The sequence below is a fragment of the Thalassobellus sediminis genome, from assembly GCF_044386045.1.
GTDB classification, from domain to species: domain Bacteria; phylum Bacteroidota; class Bacteroidia; order Flavobacteriales; family Flavobacteriaceae; genus Thalassobellus; species Thalassobellus sediminis.
In genome coordinates, this window is sequence record NZ_JBISCD010000037.1 from 327,415 (window position 1) to 346,423 (window position 19,009).

Consider the following 19,009-nt stretch of genomic DNA (forward strand, 5'->3'; position numbering starts at 1 on the left):
AAAATTGTTTTTTGAGGTTTTTAGTTAACATGTGTATACGTGAATAATGAAAAACCATGATATTACAAAAAGTCCTAAATACGCAAGTAGTTGGCAACTGGTGTAATTGAAAGCTTAAAAAGCAACAAAAACGAAAGTAATTGTTGCAATGAAAGCAATGCTTAAAGCAAACTTAACGCGAAAGTGAAGAGCAAGTTTAATAGCATCAAGAAAAACGATTATCTGAAACATTTTAGTAATAGGTCAATACATTTTGAAAATTACAACAAAAATGTTTCACTTGTAATAATAGCACTTGAATTGAAACCGTTTGATGAATATTTAAACGCCTTTTAATAGCAATATTAAAATAGATCATGTTATGTTATTACATAGAAAGCCATATCAAAGGAGATTAAGTTCTGCAGTGATATGGCTTTTGTTTTTTTAGCTTCTTTAGCTTTTTATTACCAAATTCTTATTCGTGTCTCCCTTTTTTATAATTCTATTAAAACTTAGTGATTCTTATGTGGTTCGCGCAATTTTTAAACATCTTTAAATATCAATTTTTGTATATTCGCATCGCGAAAACGATATCGTACATTTTTTTCGACTAAAACAGTTAAACTATTTACATAAAATTTCATAGTAATGTCTAAAATTATTTATACAAAAACCGATGAAGCTCCTGCTTTAGCAACCCGTTCTTTTTTACCCATAGTTAAAGCTTTTGTAAAGTCTTCTGGTGTTAATATAGAAACTAAAGATATTTCTTTAGCAGCAAGAATTTTAGCAGTTTTTCCTGATTTTTTAAATGAAGATCAAAGAGTTTCTGATGATTTAGCTTTTCTTGGTGAATTAGCAAAAAAACCTGAAGCTAATATTGTAAAACTACCAAATATTAGTGCTTCTGTTCCTCAATTAAAAGCAGCTATAAAAGAATTACAATCGCAAGGTTTTGGTATTCCTAATTACCCAGATGAGCCTAATACGGCTGAAGAAAAAGAGATTAAAGCACGTTACAACAAAATTAAAGGAAGTGCTGTAAACCCTGTGTTACGTGAAGGAAACTCAGATAGACGTGCTCCAAAAGCAGTTAAGAATTATGCTAAAAACAATCCACACTCAATGGGTGCTTGGAGTAATGATTCTAAAACGCATGTTGCCACTATGGGTGCTAATGATTTTGCTAGTAATGAAAAATCTGTAACCATAAGTGATGCCACTAGTATAAAAATTGTTCATACAGACAGTAATGGAACTACCACTGTATTAAAAGATTCTTTAGCTTTATTAAAAGGCGAAATAATTGATGCTACCGTATTAAATAAAAAAGCTTTAATAAACTTTTTTGAAACACAAATAGAAGACGCTAAAGCAAATAATGTATTGCTTTCATTACACATGAAAGCAACTATGATGAAAGTGAGCGACCCTATTATATTTGGTCATGCTGTTAAAGTGTTTTTTAAAAACGTATTTGCAAAACATGCTGAAATACTAAATGAAATTGGTGTCGATGTTAATAATGGTTTTGGAAATTTAGTTGAAAAGATTAAAGAATTACCAGAAGCTAAACGCAACGAAATACAAGCAGACATTGATGCTGCATTTAAAAACGGACCTGAAGTTGCTATGGTAAATAGCGATAAAGGTATTACCAACTTACATGTACCTAGTGATGTTATTATTGATGCTTCTATGCCAGCAATGATTCGTACTTCTGGGCAAATGTGGAATGCTGAAGGTAAATTACAAGATACTAAAGCAATTATTCCAGATAGTAGTTATGCTGGAATTTACTCTGCAACTATAGATTTCTGTAAAAAGAATGGTGCTTTTGATCCTACAACTATGGGAACAGTTCCAAATGTTGGACTCATGGCTCAAAAAGCTGAAGAATATGGTTCTCATGATAAAACATTTGAAATAGCTTCTAACGGAACTGTTAGTGTTATTGATGCGTCTGGCAATACATTATTAGAACATACGATTGAAGTTGGAGATATTTGGAGAATGTGTCAAGTAAAAGATGCTCCTATTCAAGACTGGGTAAAACTTGCTGTTACACGTGCAAGAGCTTCTCAAACGCCTGCTGTTTTCTGGTTAGATGAAAATAGAGCGCATGATGCCGAGTTAATTAAAAAAGTAAGCACATATTTAAAAGATCATGATACTTCTGGATTAGATTTAAGAATCTTATCGCCTATTGATGCAACGCTATTTACTTGCGAAAGGTTAAAGGATGGTAAAGATACTATTTCGGTTTCAGGAAATGTATTACGTGATTATTTAACAGATTTATTCCCAATTTTAGAAGTTGGAACTAGTGCAAAAATGTTATCTATTGTTCCTTTAATGAATGGTGGTGGTTTATTTGAAACTGGTGCTGGTGGATCTGCTCCTAAACATGTGCAACAATTATTAGAAGAAAATCATTTACGTTGGGATTCTTTAGGTGAATTTTTAGCATTAGCGGTTTCATTAGTACATTTTAGTGATGTAAACAACAATCCTAAAGCTAAAATTTTAGGTGAAACATTAGATGATGCTACTGACAAATTATTAGAAAATAGAAAAGGTCCTTCAAGAAAAGCTGGAGAATTAGATAATAGAGGAAGTCATTTTTACTTAGCCATGTATTGGGCTCAAGAATTAGCTAATCAAACAAAAGATGCTAGTTTAAAAGCAGAGTTTACTCCTATAGCAGAAAAATTAATAGAAAACGAAACTGCTATTATAAATGAGTTAGCCGAAATACAAGGTAAAGCAACTGATATAGGAGGTTATTATGAGCCTAATGAAGATTTAATAAATCAAGTTATGCGACCAAGTAAAACATTTAATAGTATACTTAACTAAATAAAACATAAACACTCTTTTAAAAAGCCCCTTTTTTGGGGCTTTTTTTATATTTTTATACAAAAAGCTATTTTAAAGAATGTATAAAATTATTTCGTGCTTTATTGTCGCGCTGTTTTTTAATGTTTTAGTGTTAAACGCTCAAGAAAAATTTACACTCAGCGGAACTATTTTAGAACAAAAAAGCAATGAATCTCTCATTGGGGTTAATATTGTTTTTCCTGAATTATCCACAGGAACTACTACTAATGAATATGGTTTTTTTTCTATAACACTACCTAAAGGCACATACAATATTGTAATTCGCTATTTAGGTTATACTTCTATTTCAGAAACACTTGTACTTTCAGAAGATATCACTAAAAATTTTTCCTTATTTGATTCTGCTGAAAATTTAGATGAAGTTATCATTACCGGTAACATTGAAAAGCTAAATATAAAAGCACCTCAAATGAGTGTGAACAAACTTAATTCAAGTACTATTAAAGAAATACCTGTAGTACTTGGAGAATCAGATATTATAAAAGCAATTACCCTACTACCTGGTGTTACTAGCGCTGGTGAAGGTGCTTCTGGATTTAATGTTAGAGGTGGTGCTGCAGATCAAAATTTAATTCTTTTAGATGAAGCTATTATTTATAACTCATCACATTTATTCGGATTCTTTTCTGTATTTAATCCAGATGCCATAAAAGATCTTAAACTATATAAAGGTGGTATTCCGGCTCGCTATGGTGGACGTGTCTCATCTGTTTTAGATATCTACCAAAAAGAAGGGAATAGCAAAGAGTTTCATATGAATGGTGGCATAGGTATTGTTTCTAGCAGATTACTTGTCGAAGGTCCCATCAAAAAAGAAAAAGGATCCTTTCTTATTGGAGGAAGATCTAGCTATGCGCATTTATTTTTACCTCTTTTTGATAATAACAACATTGCATACTTTTATGATTTAAACACAAAATTAAGCTACAAAATAAACAATAGAAATAATATTTATCTGTCTGGATATTTTGGTAGAGATGTTTTTAGAATTCAAGATACATTTGAAAACACCTACGGTAATTCTGTTTTAAATTTTAGATGGAATCATCTTTTTTCAGATAAATTATTTTCTAACCTTTCTTTTATTTATTCGGATTACGACTACGATTTAAAATTAAATTTTGTGGAATTTGATTGGGTTTCAGGTATTCAAAATTTCAACTTAAAGTATGATTTCAAACATTATATAGCCGATAAATTTAAACTTCAATATGGATTAAACAGTATTTATTATAAATTTAATCCTGGTGATATAAAACCAACTGTAGAATCCTCAGGAATTAATCCTCTCAAACTCATAGATAAATATGCCTTTGAAAATGCATTATATCTTGATGCCGAACATAACATCTCAGATAAACTAGCATTATCATACGGTTTACGATTTAGCTCTTTTCATCGTTTAGGTCAAGACGAGCTTAATGTTTATGAAAATAATGAAGCTGTTATTTTTAATAACGATTTTAAAATATATGAAAAAGCGGTTCCTACGGCAACTGAAACCTTTAAACGAAGTAATATTATTGCAAGTTTTTTCAATATAGAACCAAGAGCTTCATTGGCATACCAACTAAATACAACAAGTTCTATTAAAACAAGCTATAATAGAATGAGTCAGTATTTACATTTATTATCTAACACAAATTCTCCAACACCTTTAGATGTTTGGACACCTAGCGGTAAATATATAAAGCCACAATTATTAGATCAATTTGCTATTGGCTACTTTAAAAATTTTAATGACAACCGATTTTCTTTAGAAATAGAAAGCTTTTATAAAACCATAAAAAATAGAATTGATTATATAGATGGAGCCAATTTAGTAGCTAATAATGCCATAGAGCAAGTTATTTTAAATGGTAAAGCACGGGCTTATGGTTTAGAGTTTTTATTGAGAAAAAACGAAGGTAGATTTAAAGGGTGGTTAGCTTATACCCTATCGAAATCTGAACAACAAACAAAAGGAAGAACTCCAAACGAAATTGGTATTAACAATGGTAATTGGTATAAAACACCATATGACAAAACACATGATATATCTTTAACTGGCAGTTACGAATTAAATAATAAATGGAAATTAAACTCTAATTTTTTATATCAAACCGGACAGCCTGCTACATTTCCCAATGGCCAATATCAATTCAATGGCATTATTATTCCAAATTTTAATAATAGAAATTCCGATAGATTAACATCATTTAGTCGGTTAGATCTTTCTGCAACATATACACCAAAACCAAATAAAAAAAGAGGCTGGCAAAGTTACTGGGTGTTTGGGGTTTATAATGTATATAATCGTAAAAACGCTAGTTCTATAAATTTTGGCAGAAACTATGAAACTGGAATAAATGAAGCTACTCGTCTATCTATTTTTGGCATTGTTCCATCAGTATCTTATAATTTTAAGCTTTAACTAATGAGAAAGATATTCTATATATTAATAATAAGTCTTCAATTTGTGTCTTGTGAAGACGTTATTGAAGTTGACTTAAAATCTACTGAACCAAGATTAGTAATAGATGGATCGTTAAATTGGCTAAAAGGTTCTCAAGGAAATAATCAATATATAAAACTAACATTGAGCGCTCCTTTCTTCGATAGAGCGGTTCCTCCTGCAAATGGTGCCACCGTTATAGTCACAGATTTAAATAACAATACTTTTAATTTTGTTGAAGAAGAAAATACTGGTTTATACATAAACAATTCTTTTATCCCCGTGATTGATGGCATTTATAACCTAACCATTATTTACAATAATGAAACGTACACTGCTACAGAAAAATTAGTACCAGTAAGTCCTATTGAATATGTAGAACAAAAAAATGAAGGAGGATTTTCAGGAGAAGAGATTGAAATAAAAACATATTATACAGATCCTGAAGGAATAGAAAACTATTATCTATTTGAATTTGCTAACAATATTACAAAAAGCCTTGAAGTTTATGATGACGAATTTACCGATGGTAATCAAATTTTCGCTTTTTATTCAGATGAAGACTTAACTACAGGTGATGAACTCATTATCAAAAATTATGGTATTTCAAAGCAGTTTTATGAGTTCATGAATCTTTTACTTCAACAAACAGATGATGAATCTGGAGACCCATTTGAATTACAACCCGCTACTGTAAGAGGTAATTGTATTAATCAAACAAATCCTGAGAACTATCCTTTAGGATATTTTAAAGCTTCCGAAGTCTCTATTTTCAACTACATAATCAAGTAATTTCTTATAATTGGTATAATATTTGTGCATTAAATTAGTTATAAATGAATAATTTATGAAGATATTAACTAAAAAAAATCTGACAGCTGAGTTTTTTTTGTAATTTTATTCTTCATCAATCAAAAAAATAACTAAACATGACAAAAAAAAAAATTGCCTATATAATAGGTGCAATTGTTTTAATTATTGTTGCTTATTCATTCCTAACCAGCTCAACTGACGAAAACGCCTCACTCACTTCAAAAGTTACAAAAGGAACATTTTTAAACGAAGTCTTTATTTCTGGTGAAGCTCAGTCTACTAGCTCTAAAAAAATTAATGGTCCTACTAATGCAAGACGATTTGGTATTTATAATATAAAAATTCAAGATTTAGTTCCAGAAGGAACTGTTGTAAAAAAAGGAGGGTATATTGGAAAGCTTGACATGTCTGAATTAAATGGTAAAATTCTTGATGCCCAATTAAACTTAGACAAAGCGGAGTCTAAATATACACAACAACAACTTGATACAACACTTACTCTAAAACAAGAACGGAACGCTATAAAAGATTTACTTTTCAACATTGAAGAAAATCAATTAGAATTAAAACAATCTATATATGAAGCACCTGCTGTTATTAGGCAACTTGAAATTAAAATAGAAAAGTTTGAACGTGATTTAAATGAAAAAAAGGAAGATTATTCTATTAAAAAACGACAAGCCAATGCTAAAATGATTGAAGTTGGCACTGAAGTTTCTAAAATTAGAAAAAGAATAGATGAGTTATTAGAACTACAAAAAGAATTCACTATTTATTCTGAAGACGAAGGGATGGTAACTTATGTTAAGGAATGGAATGGTACAAAAAAGAAAGTAGGTTCTACTATTTCTCCTTGGGAACCAGCCATAGCTAGTCTACCAGATTTAACAAAAATGGAATCAAAAACCTATAGTAATGAAGTTGATATTAGAAAAATAAAAAAAGATTTAAAAGTTAAGGTCGGATTTGATGCATTTCCAGACATCGAGTTGGATGGTATTGTAACAGACGTTGCAAATGTTGGAGAAACCAAAGCAGGATCTGACATTAAACTTTTTCAGGTTTTAATAAAAATTAATGGAACTAATAAAAATATTAGACCTGGCATGACAACTTCTAACAAAATACTTACAAAACAAGAAGACGATGTATTAATGATGCCTCTAGAAGCCATATTTTCTAAAGATTCGATTAGCTATGCTTATGTAAAGTCTGGACTATCAATAGAAAAAAAGCAAGTAGAATTAGGACTTTCCAACAATGAAGTTATTATTATTGAAAAAGGACTAAAAGAAGGTGATGTAGTTTATTTAAATAAACCCGAAGATACAGACGATAAAAGTATAACTCTATTGAAGTAATATGATAGATAAAATACTTTTAGAAAAACTAAAATCTACATTTAATGAAGCATTTTGGTTTATTAAAACTAATAAGGTTAGAACCTTTTTGACGGCTTTAGGAATTATTTTTGGTGTAGCTTCTGTTATTACAATGCTAGCTATTGGAAATGGTGCAGAAAAAGAAATATTAGCTCAATTAGAGCTTGTTGGAGTAAATAATATAGTTATAACTCCAATCCCTGATGAAAAAGACGAAAACACGGATGAAAATGAAGAAGAAAATAATAAATCAGAATCAAAGCGTTTTTCAAAAGGACTTGATGTTCTAGATGCATTAAATATGCAAAAATATATACCTAGTGTAAAGCTAACAAGTCCAGAAATTATTTTAAACTCATACGTTATCAATAACGGACAACAAAACAGTATAAAACTTATTGGTATCTCTCCTGCATTTTTTGAAGTTTCTAACATAAACTTAGAAAAGGGTAAGTCTTTTTCTCAATATCAAATTAAAAATGCTTTACCTGTATGTATTGTAGGTAAAAAAGTGGAAAAAAAACTATTTACAGGTGAAAGCGCTATAGGTAAACAAATAAAAGTAAAAGATGTTTGGCTACAAGTGATTGGTGTCATTGAAGAAAAATTAATATCAGATAAGGCACAAGAGAATTTAGGAATAAGAGACCTCAATGAAGATATTTATATTCCTTTAAATACTTTTTTAGTAAGGTATATAGATCGAAAAATAATTAGCGACAAAGTTGGTGTAAATAGAAGTAATCGTAACCAAAATGGTCCTAAAAAAAGCATTCCAAGGGGAAATTATCACCAAATAGACAAATTAACAGTTCAAGTTTCAAATTCTAATGAATTAAAGGCTACTGCTGAAGTCGTTAGTAAAATGCTTAAACGCAGACATAATGATGTTTTAGATTTTGAAATAACAATTCCAATTCAACTTTTAAAACAACAACAAAAAACAAAACAAATTTTTAATATAGTATTAATTATTATTGCTGGGATATCATTACTTATTGGAGGTATTGGCATTATGAATATTATGTTAGCCTCTGTATTAGAAAGAACAAAAGAAATAGGCATAATCAGGGCTATTGGAGCCACCGAAGAAGACGTTATCCTTCAATTTTTATCGGAATCTGTACTAATTAGTGTTGGTGGAGGTATCATTGGAATTATAGTTGGTATTATTGGAGCCTATATTATTGAAATATTTTCAGGGATAGAAACAGTTTTATCCTTAAACTCTATTTTAATTTCGTTTTTTATCGCAGTCATTGTTGGATTAATTTTTGGAATTTTTCCTGCAAAAGCAGCAGCAAACAAAAGACCTATAGAAGCTTTAAGAACAGAATAATTATTTAACATCATCAATCAAAAACATATTAATAAATGAAAAAACTATTTATTATTATCATACTTGGTATTTTACCATCAATTATTTTTTCTCAATCAAAAAAAATAACATTATCTCAAGCCATTAGTATGGCTCAAAAACAATCGCCTGATTATAAAAGAAATTTAAACGCAAATCAAGAAAGTTATTGGAGGTATAAAAATTACAAAGCACGCTTTTTACCACAACTTAGATTAGACGCAACTCTACCTGAATTCAGCAATTCTATTAGGCGTCAACCTAACGATGCAGGGCAAGATATTTTTGTAAATCAAAACCAATTAGTACTGGCAGGCGGATTATCATTATCTCAAAACGTATCATTAACGGGTGGTACATTATCGTTATCTTCCAATCTAGAAAAAGTAGACCTTTTTGGGAATAATGATATTACAAACTATTCTGTAGTTCCCTTTTCAATTCGATATAATCAGAGCTCACTTTTCTACAATAGATTTAAATGGGAGAAAAAAATTGAACCTTTAATTTATGAAGAATCAAAACGAGATTTTGTTGAAAAAATGGAAGCTATTTCAATAAATACATGTCGTCGTTATTTTAGTTTACTTAAAGCACAGATGCAATTAAATATTGCAGAACAAAACTTATCAAATCAAGACACACTATACCAAATTTCTCAAGGACGTTTTAAAATGGGTAAGATAGCTGAGAATGAATTGTTACAGATGGAATTATCACTCTTAAATTCTAAAAACAATGTAACAACTAATTCTATTGAATTTAAGAGAACGTCTCAAAATATAGCGAGATATTTAGTTTTAGATACTGAAAATATTGAATTAGAAGTACCTGAAGATTTGGCTCTTTTTGAAGTCGATGCTAATAAGGCTATTGAAGAAGCACAATCAAACAGAAAAACTGTTATTGAATTTAGAAGAAGAAGACTCCAATCTGAAAACAATTTAGCTAGAGCAAAAGGGAATAACAGATTAGAAATGAATCTTAATGCTAATCTAGGAGTTTCTCAATTTGGAAATGATTTCGACAACTTATTTAATAATTATAATAAACAACAATACGTATCTGTAAGATTTGGTATTCCTATTTTTGATTGGGGAGTTTCAAAATCAGAACGTAAAATGGCCGAAGCAAATTTAGACTTAACAAATAATAATATTAACCAAGACAAGCAAGAGTTTGAGCAAGAAATATATTTACATGTTTTAAATTGGTCAAGCAAAAGAGACTTTTTAGTTACAGCACAAAAAGCAAAAGAAATAGCTGAAAAAAGTTATGATCTAACTAAAAAAAGATATGTTTTAGGGAAGGCAACTATAACAGATTTAAATAGAAATCAAGAAAAGAAAGACCAAGCTATTGTAAACTATTTAAATTCTTTAGAAGCATTCTGGATAGACTATTATATTTTAAGGCAGTTAACACTTTATGATTTTATAAATGACAAAAAAATAGAAGCAGAAGATATTGTTTATAATTAAAAACTGATTATAAGTTCATAAAAATAGTTCAAATTAGAATAGAATAGTATCTATAGAAAACAATTTATTTACATAATTAATTCAATTCTATTGATTCAAATATAGTATCAATCAATTTATCAAACTTTTTGTCAATATTAGGATTTGAACAATTTATTAAAATAGATATAACGACTTCTTGATCTGGATAAACATAGAAAATACCATAACCTCCTAAACCATTTCCTATATGGCCAAAATAAAACCTTCCACTAGAATCATAACTTACTTGAAAACCAAGTCCATAATATGTAGATTTAGATACACTATTTTTTGTTTTTTGAGCTATAATAAATGGTTTTAATTGGTTCTTATTAACTAAAGAACCTTTTAGCAGAGCATTACCTAATATATTTATATCTTCTGAAGTCGATAAATAACCACCTGAAGCTAACTTGAAATAATTATTAACTTCACGAACTGGTTTAAAACGTTTTCTTCCTACTTTTTTATAAAAAACAGCTTTACCCTCTAATGCTTCGTTTTTATCGGAAAACGTTTTTTTCATTTGGAAAGGAGTTAATACACGTGTTTCTACAAACTCTTCAAATGGTATTTTAGCTTGTTCTTGAATAGCTAATGAAATTAAATTCCAATTGTAACTTGTATATGCATAATTAGTTCCGGGTTTAAACAAAAGCGAATCATTCTCAAACAGTTTTACACCTTCTCGTATAGTTAAAGGTTTATTATTTTTAAACTCATTGCCCTTATAATTTCTAATACCAGACAAGTGTCCGCCTAATTGCCTTATAGTAATATCATATTCTTTTTTAGGGAAATATGGAACATAGTTATAAACAGAACTATCAAGCATTATTAATCCTTCTTCAACAGCATTTAATAATGCTATTGACGCTATGGGTTTAGATATACTACCAATTCTAAAAATTGTAGTTTTTGGATTAACAGGCGTCTTATTTTTTAAGTCAGAATAGCCAAAACCTTGAGACCAAACTACTTCTTGGTTTTTAGAAACCGTTATTGCTAATCCTGGTACTTTATGCCTACGTATTATTTTTTCAACAATACGCTCTGCTTTATTAAACTCACCAAACGTATTTTGTGCAAACAACTGATTAAAAAATGAAAACATAATAAAGCTTATAATTAAAAATGATTGATGTAACGCCTTCATCTCTAAAAATATTGACCAATTCCAAATACAATTCCTTTAGAGGCATTTTCGGTTATACCATAACCATAATCAATCCTGAAAACAGCATTAAATATTTTAGCATGGATAAATCGTAATCCAATTCCAGGATATATTTTAACATTTTGTGATTTAGTAAAATCACTTAATCTACCTCCAGGGTTACGCCATGTACCAGCATCAACAAATATATTACTTTGCATAGCAAACCAGCCTTTTTGAATGAGCGTATGTCGGTACTCTGTATTTAAAACTATAACACCTGTACCTCTGTCAATTATATTACCAACACCTCTAACATTTAAATTATTATCTACTGAAAATGGTGCAAATGGACTATCATTATTTGAAGACAAACCAAATCTAAGTCTGTTTGCCCAATTACCTTTCTTCCCAACTTGTTTATAATAGAAAAAATCATTCCAAGCAATAAAAAATTTATCCTGAAATGAATTATTAGTTGTAACAAATTGAGTGTATAATAAGCTCCTAAAACCATCTACATATTGGTAATTATAATCTAAATAATCTAAATCGTATATAAGCTTGAATAATATTTTATCAATTTCAAAATTAATAGGAATATCATCAGATGTTAATCCAGTTAAATATTTGTACTTTTCAGTAAAAAAATTTACTCCAAACTGGAATTTATGATTAAAATTATATTCAAATAAACCTAATACTTCAAAAGACTTATTATTATATAAGTAATTTGAGCTCCCTTCATTAAAATATAGCGGCTCCTCACTACTCCAATTTTGATGATTGATAGCAATACCCCATTGGCTACTAAATAGATAGGGTGCTCTAAGGTTAATACTGTAGCTGTCATATCCATTATTTTGATAAAACCCACCAAATTCAAGTCCTTTTCCTAAGAAATTAAAATCATACAAGCCTATTTTATAAGCAAATTGCTGGTTAGTTGCGGTCCAAACATTCACAACAGGAATAAGAGTGAAATTTTCCTCAATATTGACAAATACGTTATAGCTATTTTTATGTGAATAAAACACTTGGTAACTTGCATGAGATATTAAAGGTAACCGCTTCAACCTAATAATATCTTTATCCAACTGTACTGAATCTAAAACACCTCCAGCATGAGAAGTAATTACATTCTCTATAAAACTTGTTTTAGTTTTCTTAAACCCTCGAATATTTAGTGAAGCAATTGAAGATTCCTGAGAAAACAGTAACAATGATATAAATTGACTTATCAATATAAATATTGTTTTTCTCATACCTAAAAGTAACTAATTAAGTATTAACCTAGCTCCTAAATTAAATGTTTGCCCAAGACCAGTATCGTTACCTCTTATAAAATTGGTATATAATGCCTCAATGTTTAAAGTATCAGTTAATTGATATTTAGTTCCACCACCTACTGCTGTGAAATTTTGTTCAAAATTATTACCTAAATCTATTAACTGAGAATGCTGTGCTAAAGCTAAAATTGTAAATTTTGAACTTGGAAAATAGCTAAAAAATACTCCTGGAGTTAATCTCAAACTGTTATTAGCAAAACTCCCTTGTATACTATTACCATTTGTACCAAATACGAGTTCTTTACCAAAATTAAATTCAGAATTTAACTCTGTAAATAATTGAAAATGATTCCCTTCAAAAGTATGATCATAAAAAAATCTATTTTGCCATGTAAATCCTTTTTGATCAAAAAAAACATTGTTTTCAAACTCATTATCAATTAAAGGGATGACAAGTGAACTCTGTATTGAAAAATTATTTAGACTATTAAAAGGAACAAATTTAATGGATGGTGCAATAGAAGTTAACCCACTTCTTGCTGAATTAGTATCTCCATCAAACTTAAAAACATCTAGAGCATCTCTGTTACCTATTACATTACTTCTAAATTCAAGTATAACACCAATATTTATTCTTTTATTTTTTGAAACTCCTGTATATACTTCTAGAGTCGATGTGAAAAATGTCTCTCTTTCTAGGTCTTTAGTTACCGTACTATTGTTATCAGCAATTTTAGTTTGTGTATATAAATTATTAAACCATTTAATATCATACTGTCCATTACCAATTAGCTTAGAAGGTGTTAGTGTTTGAATTACCGAACCAGTTGATAAGTCTTGTTGATTATTCTCCTCTTGAGATGAAGCAAAATTATAATTTAAAAGCATTGTTATTATTGCAATTTTTAATATTTTTTTCATGTTCAACATCTATTTATTATTTAACCTTATTTAAGCTCCAATCATAAGTGTAATATGTAATCTTATAATCGGTTGGTATTTTTTCTTCTCTGTAAATATTTATGTAATCAATAAGTTTAGATTCTTTAGATGCAAAATCACTTAAATACCATTTAAAAATTTCAGAAATAGCTACTTTTTTTCTCTTATGATTTAATTGAATAAATTTTGGATTGTTTAGAGCTAACCTTGTTTGTTTTTCCAATTGAGAATCTAAATTCTTAGGCAAGTAAGCACTATTTATTATTGGAGGACATCCTAAACCAGCACACACTAATACAAAATGAATTCTGGGGTCATCATATTTTCGCCTAATTTTATTGTTTTCAATATCATTTAAAGTTAGTGTTTCGTGAACGACTTCATGCTTTTTTGTATCAAAAAAGCCTACAACATCTAATGGTGATTTAATAGGTAAATTTTCAATTACGCTTTTAATAGTAATAATATTATATAAGTTAATCCAAAAAGCTTTTTGTGTATTCGAATCTAAGTCCTTAAAAGAAATAGAATTAGATAATGCTATTAACTCAATTAAACTTTCAGTTTTTTTCTCAATAGCTTCATAATTCACCAAACCAGTACTAACATATGATGAAAAAAACACATCAGCTTTGTAAAAAAAATCACTACTATTTTGAGAATAAGCACCTAATGAAAATATTAATATAGTGGTAAATAAAAATGATTTCATACAAATTATTTTAACATTAAGTCGAAATCCAAAATCAATTCTTACATATATCCTAACTAAATTATTTATTTGCAAATTATTTTAAGACCTTTACAGATATAAAACACAAGGTAATGTCTTTTACTAAAACGACTGAGCAAGATTCAAACTACAATCATTTAGAAAAAATGGATATTTCTTCATTATTAAGTAACATTAATAATGAAGATAAAACAGTTCCTTTAGCTGTAGAAAAAGCCATTCCTCAAATAGAAAATCTGGTTACTAACATCGTAACTAATCTAAAAGAAGGTGGTCGATTATTTTATATAGGCGCAGGAACTAGTGGTCGTTTAGGTATTTTAGATGCCTCAGAATGTCCACCAACCTTTGGCGTTTCTCACGATTTAGTTATTGGTTTAATTGCAGGAGGCGATATAGCTATTAGAAAAGCAGTTGAATTTGCTGAAGACTCACTAACCGAAGGTTGGAAAGATTTAAGCGCATATCACATTTCTAAAAAAGATGTGGTAGTTGGAATAGCTGCATCAGGAACGACTCCTTATGTTATTGCAGCATTAGAAAACTGCAACAAAAACAATATTATTACAGGCTGTATTACTTGCAATAAAAATAGTCCTTTATCTCAAACAGCCAAATTACCTATAGAAGTAATTGTAGGTCCAGAATTTGTAACTGGTAGTTCTCGTATGAAAGCTGGTACCGCACAAAAACTAGTTCTTAATATGATTACCACATCAACTATGATTCAACTAGGGCACATTAAAGGAAATAAAATGGTAGATATGCAATTAAGCAATAATAAATTAGTTGATAGAGGTACTAAAATGATTATGGCAGAGCTTAACATATCTCATGAAAAAGCTAAAAATTTATTAGACAAATATAAAAACGTGCGTTCAGCAATAAAAAACTATAACGATGGAAACTAAAAAAACAGATAAAGTATTACTTTTTAAAGGAATCAAACTTTTAATATTTGCTGCTTTAAGCCTTTTCATGGGACCAACTTTAATGACTATGGCCCTTTCTGATAAAGAAAACTCGCTTTACATCCCTTTATTAATTGTAGCCTGTTTAATATGTGCTATGGCAGTTTTCTTAATATTTAAAGGCATTCAAATTATAATGCAGAGTATATTTAACAAAAAATAATCAACCTAACAATCTCTCTTTTGGTGTGGTAGGGTTATAACCAAAATCGCAATCGTCAAAAGATATCTTTAAGCCTTCTAAAATATAATTAATGATGGCATAATGGTGTATAGTATGGCTATTTGCTTGAGAAAATAATGCTCCCATAGTATATTGTATCTCAGTTTTACCTAAACCCAAATCATCAAAAACATCAACTGTAGTATTCATATCTAAATTTGAACTGCTAAGTTTATCAATAATAGTATCTAAATAAGCTCTAGCACTACAACATTTACATTCTACATCTTTATTTCGACTTCTAGCTGTTAAATCAATTTGATTTTTTGAATTGATATTAAAAATACATTCATAAAAATCTAAAATATGTCTAACATGAGTTCCTATACTTGAGTTATAAGGAGATATTGAGTCGTTACACAACAAATTATCATCTAAATTATCTAATAATGATTTTGTTTTATTAAGAGTTTTAAGCGAAGATCCAATTATAATATTCATGTGTTATTTATCTATTGTTTTTCAATGGTCAAATGTAGCTTCCATTTAATCATTCCCTTAGCATCAAAATTTAGTTATGGATGTTTCATGCACACTAAAATAACGAAATTATTTGATTTTAAAAATGATTAAACTTTAGTCTAAAAAGCATTGAATCCTTACATAAAAATAAGATCAATTTATTTAATTTGAAAATGCTAAATCCTCGAGAACTAAACGTAACTCACCATAAGAATATTTATCATCTAACTGGTTTTTTAAATCAGATACATTCTCAAAAGTTTTCTTTGGTATAACCTGCTTCAATTCTTGATAATGTTCTTTAGAAATTAAATCGGTTATTTTCACTTCTCCAGAAATAATAAAACTAGCTAAATGCCAAAAAATAGTATTCTCGTTTAATTCTCTCTCATTAGCAATAGCTTCTATAGATTTTCCCGATTTAAATAATTCTAAAGATATTTTTTTAGTCTCACCTTTCTTCCTTTTAGGCTTTACATCTTCAAACATATCATTAGGTTTAGAAACCTCAATATCATTTTCTTCACAAAAATCTATTATCGCTTTTAAAATTAAACTTCCATATTTTTCAACTCGTACCTTTCCCATACCATGTACTAAAAGAAGTTCTTCGTTGGTTACTGGTAAGGTTTCACACATTTCGTATAATGCCTTTTGCGAGAAAACCTGATAGTGAATTAAATCCTTTTCATTAGCTATTTCGTTTCTAAGCACTCGCAATATTTCAAATAACTCGACATTTGTTGTACCATCAATAACCGTTTTTCTAGCTTTTTTAGGTTTATCTTTTGCTAAAAACACTGCTTTAGTTCTCAATTCTAAAAAGGTTTTAGTATTATAGCCTTCTATTAAACCGTTAAAATATAAAAGCTTAGCAGTTAGTAAATCTTCAATAGTATCTATGTTTTTTATAAGATCAGAATCTATCGTTTTATTATCTGTAGTAAAGCTTAACAATTTTAATGAGGCTACTATCTTTTCTTCTGTTTCAATTTTAAAATAATGAATAGCCTTTTTAAATCGCTCTTTAATAGCTTCGCTAAATTCTGGTAATACATCTGGTTCTAAAAGCTGCTTTAGCTGACTATTAAAACCATTGCTTACTTTTAAAAAAGAAGTTACAGCACCTTTAATAGTTAATAAAGGAGCTTCAATATTACCTTGAATGATTGTTCTGTTTTTGTAATAAATATCTAGCACCCTATTTACAGGATATAAGAATCCATAAAAATTAAAAATATCAGATATTAAATCCAATTGAAAATCTTGCTGCGAAGCCACTAAAATATGTTCGTCTGGTTCATTTTCCTCAGCATTCTTATTAAATGATATAACATGACTATCACTAATAATCTGGCTAGAATGAATTTTACTTTTTAAAACTAAACCTTCTAAAGTTTTACATCTACTTAGTGCAACATACGTTTGTCCATGTGCAAAAGCTCCTTGAGCGTCGATTATAGCATTTTCAAAAGTTAACCCTTGACTTTTATGAATAGTAATAGACCATGCTAAACGCAATGGCATTTGTGTAAACGATCCTATTTTATTTTCAGTTATCGCCTTTGTTTCAGCATCAACAGTATAATTAATATTCTCCCAAACTTCAGGAGTAGTAACAATATTAAAATCATCATCAGGACAATGCACCACTACTTCATCATGATCTAAAAGAATCACCTTTCCTATTTTTCCATTATAATAACGCTTATCAGGACTGCTATCATTTTTTATAAACATAACCTGTGCTCCAACCTTCAAAGTAACCGCTTCACTATTCGGAAAAGAAGATTCCGGAAACTTCCCTTCAACTTTTGCTTTATAAGTATGTGCTTTAGATTCTAACTTTTCTAACTCAATATTATTTGTAGCTTCCGCTTTGTTATTATGAGTCGTTAACGAAATAAACCCCGCATCTGGTTCTGGAATAAAATCAGGAATAAACCGTTTATTTAATTCCTCTGCCGAAGATTCTGTAAGTTCATTATTTCTAATCTCATTTAGAATTTTAATAAATATAGGATTCTCCTGTCTATAAATATGTTTTAATTCTATAGTCAAAGCATTGCACATTTCATATGCATGACTACTAAAAAAGAATCCATTTTTATAAAATGGCTTTAATAACTCCCATTCGTTATCTCTAATAACAGGCGATAATTGTTGTAAATCACCAATCATTAATAATTGTACTCCACCAAACACTTTATTTCTATCTCTAAAACGACGTAACGTTTTATCAATACCATCTAATAAATCGGCACGAACCATACTAATTTCATCAATAACTAATAAGTCCATAGACTTAATAATATTAATTTTAGTCTTACTGAATTTTCTATTAAAACCTTTCGAAGCATTCAAATCGGTATCAGGTAAAATAGGTCCAAAAGGCATCTGAAAAAACGAGTGTATCGTTACTCCTTTCGCATTAATAGCCGCAACACCAGTAGGTGCAATAACAACCATACGTTTCAAGCTATTCATTTTTAGCTTATGTAAAAATGTTGTCTTTCCAGTACCAGCTTTCCCTGTTAAAAAAACAGATCTATTTGTATTATTTACAAACTCCCAGGCTAATTCCAGTTCTTTATTTACAGGCATTAAATAACTTTTTAAAATAGAAATTGAAGATAATAAAATGAATAATTATTAGGGCGGGTTTTTAAGAAAAATAAAAAACGCGCTATACGTTACTAGTTTTGTAAAACCATATATGGCAGTTTCACAAAAGCTAACCACTACTATCGCTCCCGCAGGAGGTATCAGCTAGAGTTCGTATTAATTCAAGAGTCGTTTAATGTCTACTATATTTTAGATTAGAGCAAAAAAAATCCTCATCAAATAAATGATGAGGATTTA

The 19,009-nt window shown here is 29.3% G+C and carries 14 protein-coding genes; 8 read left to right on the forward strand and 6 right to left on the reverse strand.

Features of this window, described 5'->3' with window-relative positions:
- Positions 1 to 630: 630 nt before the first annotated feature.
- The 6 genes from ACH5TW_RS03245 to ACH5TW_RS03270 all read left to right on the forward strand — a co-directional run bounded on the left by ACH5TW_RS03245 (position 631) and on the right by ACH5TW_RS03270 (position 10,350).
- The gene (locus ACH5TW_RS03245; RefSeq protein ID WP_439335051.1) at positions 631 to 2,841 is read left to right on the forward strand and encodes an NADP-dependent isocitrate dehydrogenase; all 2,211 of its coding nucleotides are present in this window, start codon (positions 631 to 633) and stop codon (positions 2,839 to 2,841) included.
- Positions 2,842 to 2,920: 79 nt separating this feature from the next.
- A complete protein-coding gene (locus ACH5TW_RS03250; protein ID WP_439335052.1) occupies positions 2,921 to 5,296 on the forward strand; it encodes a TonB-dependent receptor in 2,376 nt (791 codons plus the stop codon).
- A gap of 3 nt (positions 5,297 to 5,299) precedes the next feature.
- Positions 5,300 to 6,109, forward strand: a complete 810-nt coding sequence (locus tag ACH5TW_RS03255) for a DUF4249 family protein (RefSeq protein WP_439335053.1) — start codon at positions 5,300 to 5,302, stop codon at positions 6,107 to 6,109.
- A 137-nt stretch (positions 6,110 to 6,246) separates the two neighbouring features.
- The gene (locus ACH5TW_RS03260; protein ID WP_439335054.1) at positions 6,247 to 7,491 is read left to right on the forward strand and encodes an efflux RND transporter periplasmic adaptor subunit; all 1,245 of its coding nucleotides are present in this window, start codon (positions 6,247 to 6,249) and stop codon (positions 7,489 to 7,491) included.
- A 1-nt stretch (position 7,492) separates the two neighbouring features.
- Entirely contained in the window at positions 7,493 to 8,851 is a 1,359-nt protein-coding gene (locus ACH5TW_RS03265) for an ABC transporter permease (protein ID WP_439335055.1), read from the forward strand.
- Positions 8,852 to 8,886: 35 nt separating this feature from the next.
- Positions 8,887 to 10,350 carry a TolC family protein gene (locus ACH5TW_RS03270; protein WP_439335056.1) on the forward strand — a complete coding sequence of 488 codons (1,464 nt, stop codon included), beginning with the start codon at positions 8,887 to 8,889 and terminating at the stop codon, positions 10,348 to 10,350.
- 76 nt (positions 10,351 to 10,426) lie between these two features.
- Here the strand turns inward: ACH5TW_RS03270 and ACH5TW_RS03275 are convergent, their stop codons facing one another.
- Genes ACH5TW_RS03275 through ACH5TW_RS03290 form a run of 4 tightly spaced genes read right to left on the reverse strand, consistent with a single transcriptional unit; the run spans position 10,427 to position 14,470 of the window.
- On the reverse strand, positions 10,427 to 11,485 hold the full coding sequence (locus ACH5TW_RS03275) for a serine hydrolase domain-containing protein (RefSeq protein ID WP_439335057.1): 1,059 nt from the start codon (positions 11,483 to 11,485) through the stop codon (positions 10,427 to 10,429).
- Between the two features lie 44 nt (positions 11,486 to 11,529).
- Positions 11,530 to 12,792: a BamA/TamA family outer membrane protein gene (locus tag ACH5TW_RS03280; RefSeq protein WP_439335058.1), complete on the reverse strand. Its 1,263-nt coding sequence runs from the start codon at positions 12,790 to 12,792 to the stop codon at positions 11,530 to 11,532.
- A gap of 12 nt (positions 12,793 to 12,804) precedes the next feature.
- Entirely contained in the window at positions 12,805 to 13,737 is a 933-nt protein-coding gene (locus ACH5TW_RS03285) for a hypothetical protein (protein WP_439335059.1), read from the reverse strand.
- 16 nt (positions 13,738 to 13,753) lie between these two features.
- The gene (locus ACH5TW_RS03290; protein WP_439335060.1) at positions 13,754 to 14,470 is read right to left on the reverse strand and encodes a DUF547 domain-containing protein; all 717 of its coding nucleotides are present in this window, start codon (positions 14,468 to 14,470) and stop codon (positions 13,754 to 13,756) included.
- Positions 14,471 to 14,583: 113 nt separating this feature from the next.
- On the opposite strand from ACH5TW_RS03290, the gene murQ reads away from it, so the two are divergent.
- On the forward strand, positions 14,584 to 15,402 hold the full coding sequence (gene murQ, locus ACH5TW_RS03295; RefSeq protein ID WP_439335061.1) for an N-acetylmuramic acid 6-phosphate etherase: 819 nt from the start codon (positions 14,584 to 14,586) through the stop codon (positions 15,400 to 15,402).
- The gene (locus ACH5TW_RS03300) at positions 15,392 to 15,625 is read left to right on the forward strand and encodes a DUF6095 family protein (RefSeq protein ID WP_439335062.1); all 234 of its coding nucleotides are present in this window, start codon (positions 15,392 to 15,394) and stop codon (positions 15,623 to 15,625) included. The genes murQ and ACH5TW_RS03300 overlap by 11 nt, the downstream gene beginning before the upstream one ends.
- On the opposite strand, the gene ACH5TW_RS03305 is transcribed toward ACH5TW_RS03300, so the two are convergent.
- Both ACH5TW_RS03305 and ACH5TW_RS03310 read right to left on the reverse strand, forming a co-directional pair.
- Positions 15,626 to 16,126, reverse strand: a complete 501-nt coding sequence (locus tag ACH5TW_RS03305) for a hypothetical protein (RefSeq protein WP_439335063.1) — start codon at positions 16,124 to 16,126, stop codon at positions 15,626 to 15,628.
- Positions 16,127 to 16,309: 183 nt separating this feature from the next.
- Positions 16,310 to 18,751: a helix-turn-helix domain-containing protein gene (locus ACH5TW_RS03310; RefSeq protein ID WP_439335064.1), complete on the reverse strand. Its 2,442-nt coding sequence runs from the start codon at positions 18,749 to 18,751 to the stop codon at positions 16,310 to 16,312.
- Between the last annotated feature and the right edge of the window lie 258 nt (positions 18,752 to 19,009).

Coding starts and splice junctions, on each gene's coding strand:
- ACH5TW_RS03300 (WP_439335062.1), top strand. CDS start 15,392: ATGGAAACTAAAAAAACAGATAAAGTATTACTTTTTAAAGGAATCAAA.
- ACH5TW_RS03280 (WP_439335058.1), bottom strand. CDS start 12,792: ATGAGAAAAACAATATTTATATTGATAAGTCAATTTATATCATTGTTA.
- ACH5TW_RS03290 (WP_439335060.1), bottom strand. CDS start 14,470: ATGAAATCATTTTTATTTACCACTATATTAATATTTTCATTAGGTGCT.
- ACH5TW_RS03285 (WP_439335059.1), bottom strand. CDS start 13,737: ATGAAAAAAATATTAAAAATTGCAATAATAACAATGCTTTTAAATTAT.
- ACH5TW_RS03275 (WP_439335057.1), bottom strand. CDS start 11,485: ATGTTTTCATTTTTTAATCAGTTGTTTGCACAAAATACGTTTGGTGAG.
- ACH5TW_RS03255 (WP_439335053.1), top strand. CDS start 5,300: ATGAGAAAGATATTCTATATATTAATAATAAGTCTTCAATTTGTGTCT.
- ACH5TW_RS03270 (WP_439335056.1), top strand. CDS start 8,887: ATGAAAAAACTATTTATTATTATCATACTTGGTATTTTACCATCAATT.
- ACH5TW_RS03260 (WP_439335054.1), top strand. CDS start 6,247: ATGACAAAAAAAAAAATTGCCTATATAATAGGTGCAATTGTTTTAATT.
- ACH5TW_RS03305 (WP_439335063.1), bottom strand. CDS start 16,126: ATGAATATTATAATTGGATCTTCGCTTAAAACTCTTAATAAAACAAAA.
- ACH5TW_RS03250 (WP_439335052.1), top strand. CDS start 2,921: ATGTATAAAATTATTTCGTGCTTTATTGTCGCGCTGTTTTTTAATGTT.
- ACH5TW_RS03265 (WP_439335055.1), top strand. CDS start 7,493: ATGATAGATAAAATACTTTTAGAAAAACTAAAATCTACATTTAATGAA.
- ACH5TW_RS03245 (WP_439335051.1), top strand. CDS start 631: ATGTCTAAAATTATTTATACAAAAACCGATGAAGCTCCTGCTTTAGCA.
- ACH5TW_RS03310 (WP_439335064.1), bottom strand. CDS start 18,751: ATGCCTGTAAATAAAGAACTGGAATTAGCCTGGGAGTTTGTAAATAAT.
- murQ (WP_439335061.1), top strand. CDS start 14,584: ATGTCTTTTACTAAAACGACTGAGCAAGATTCAAACTACAATCATTTA.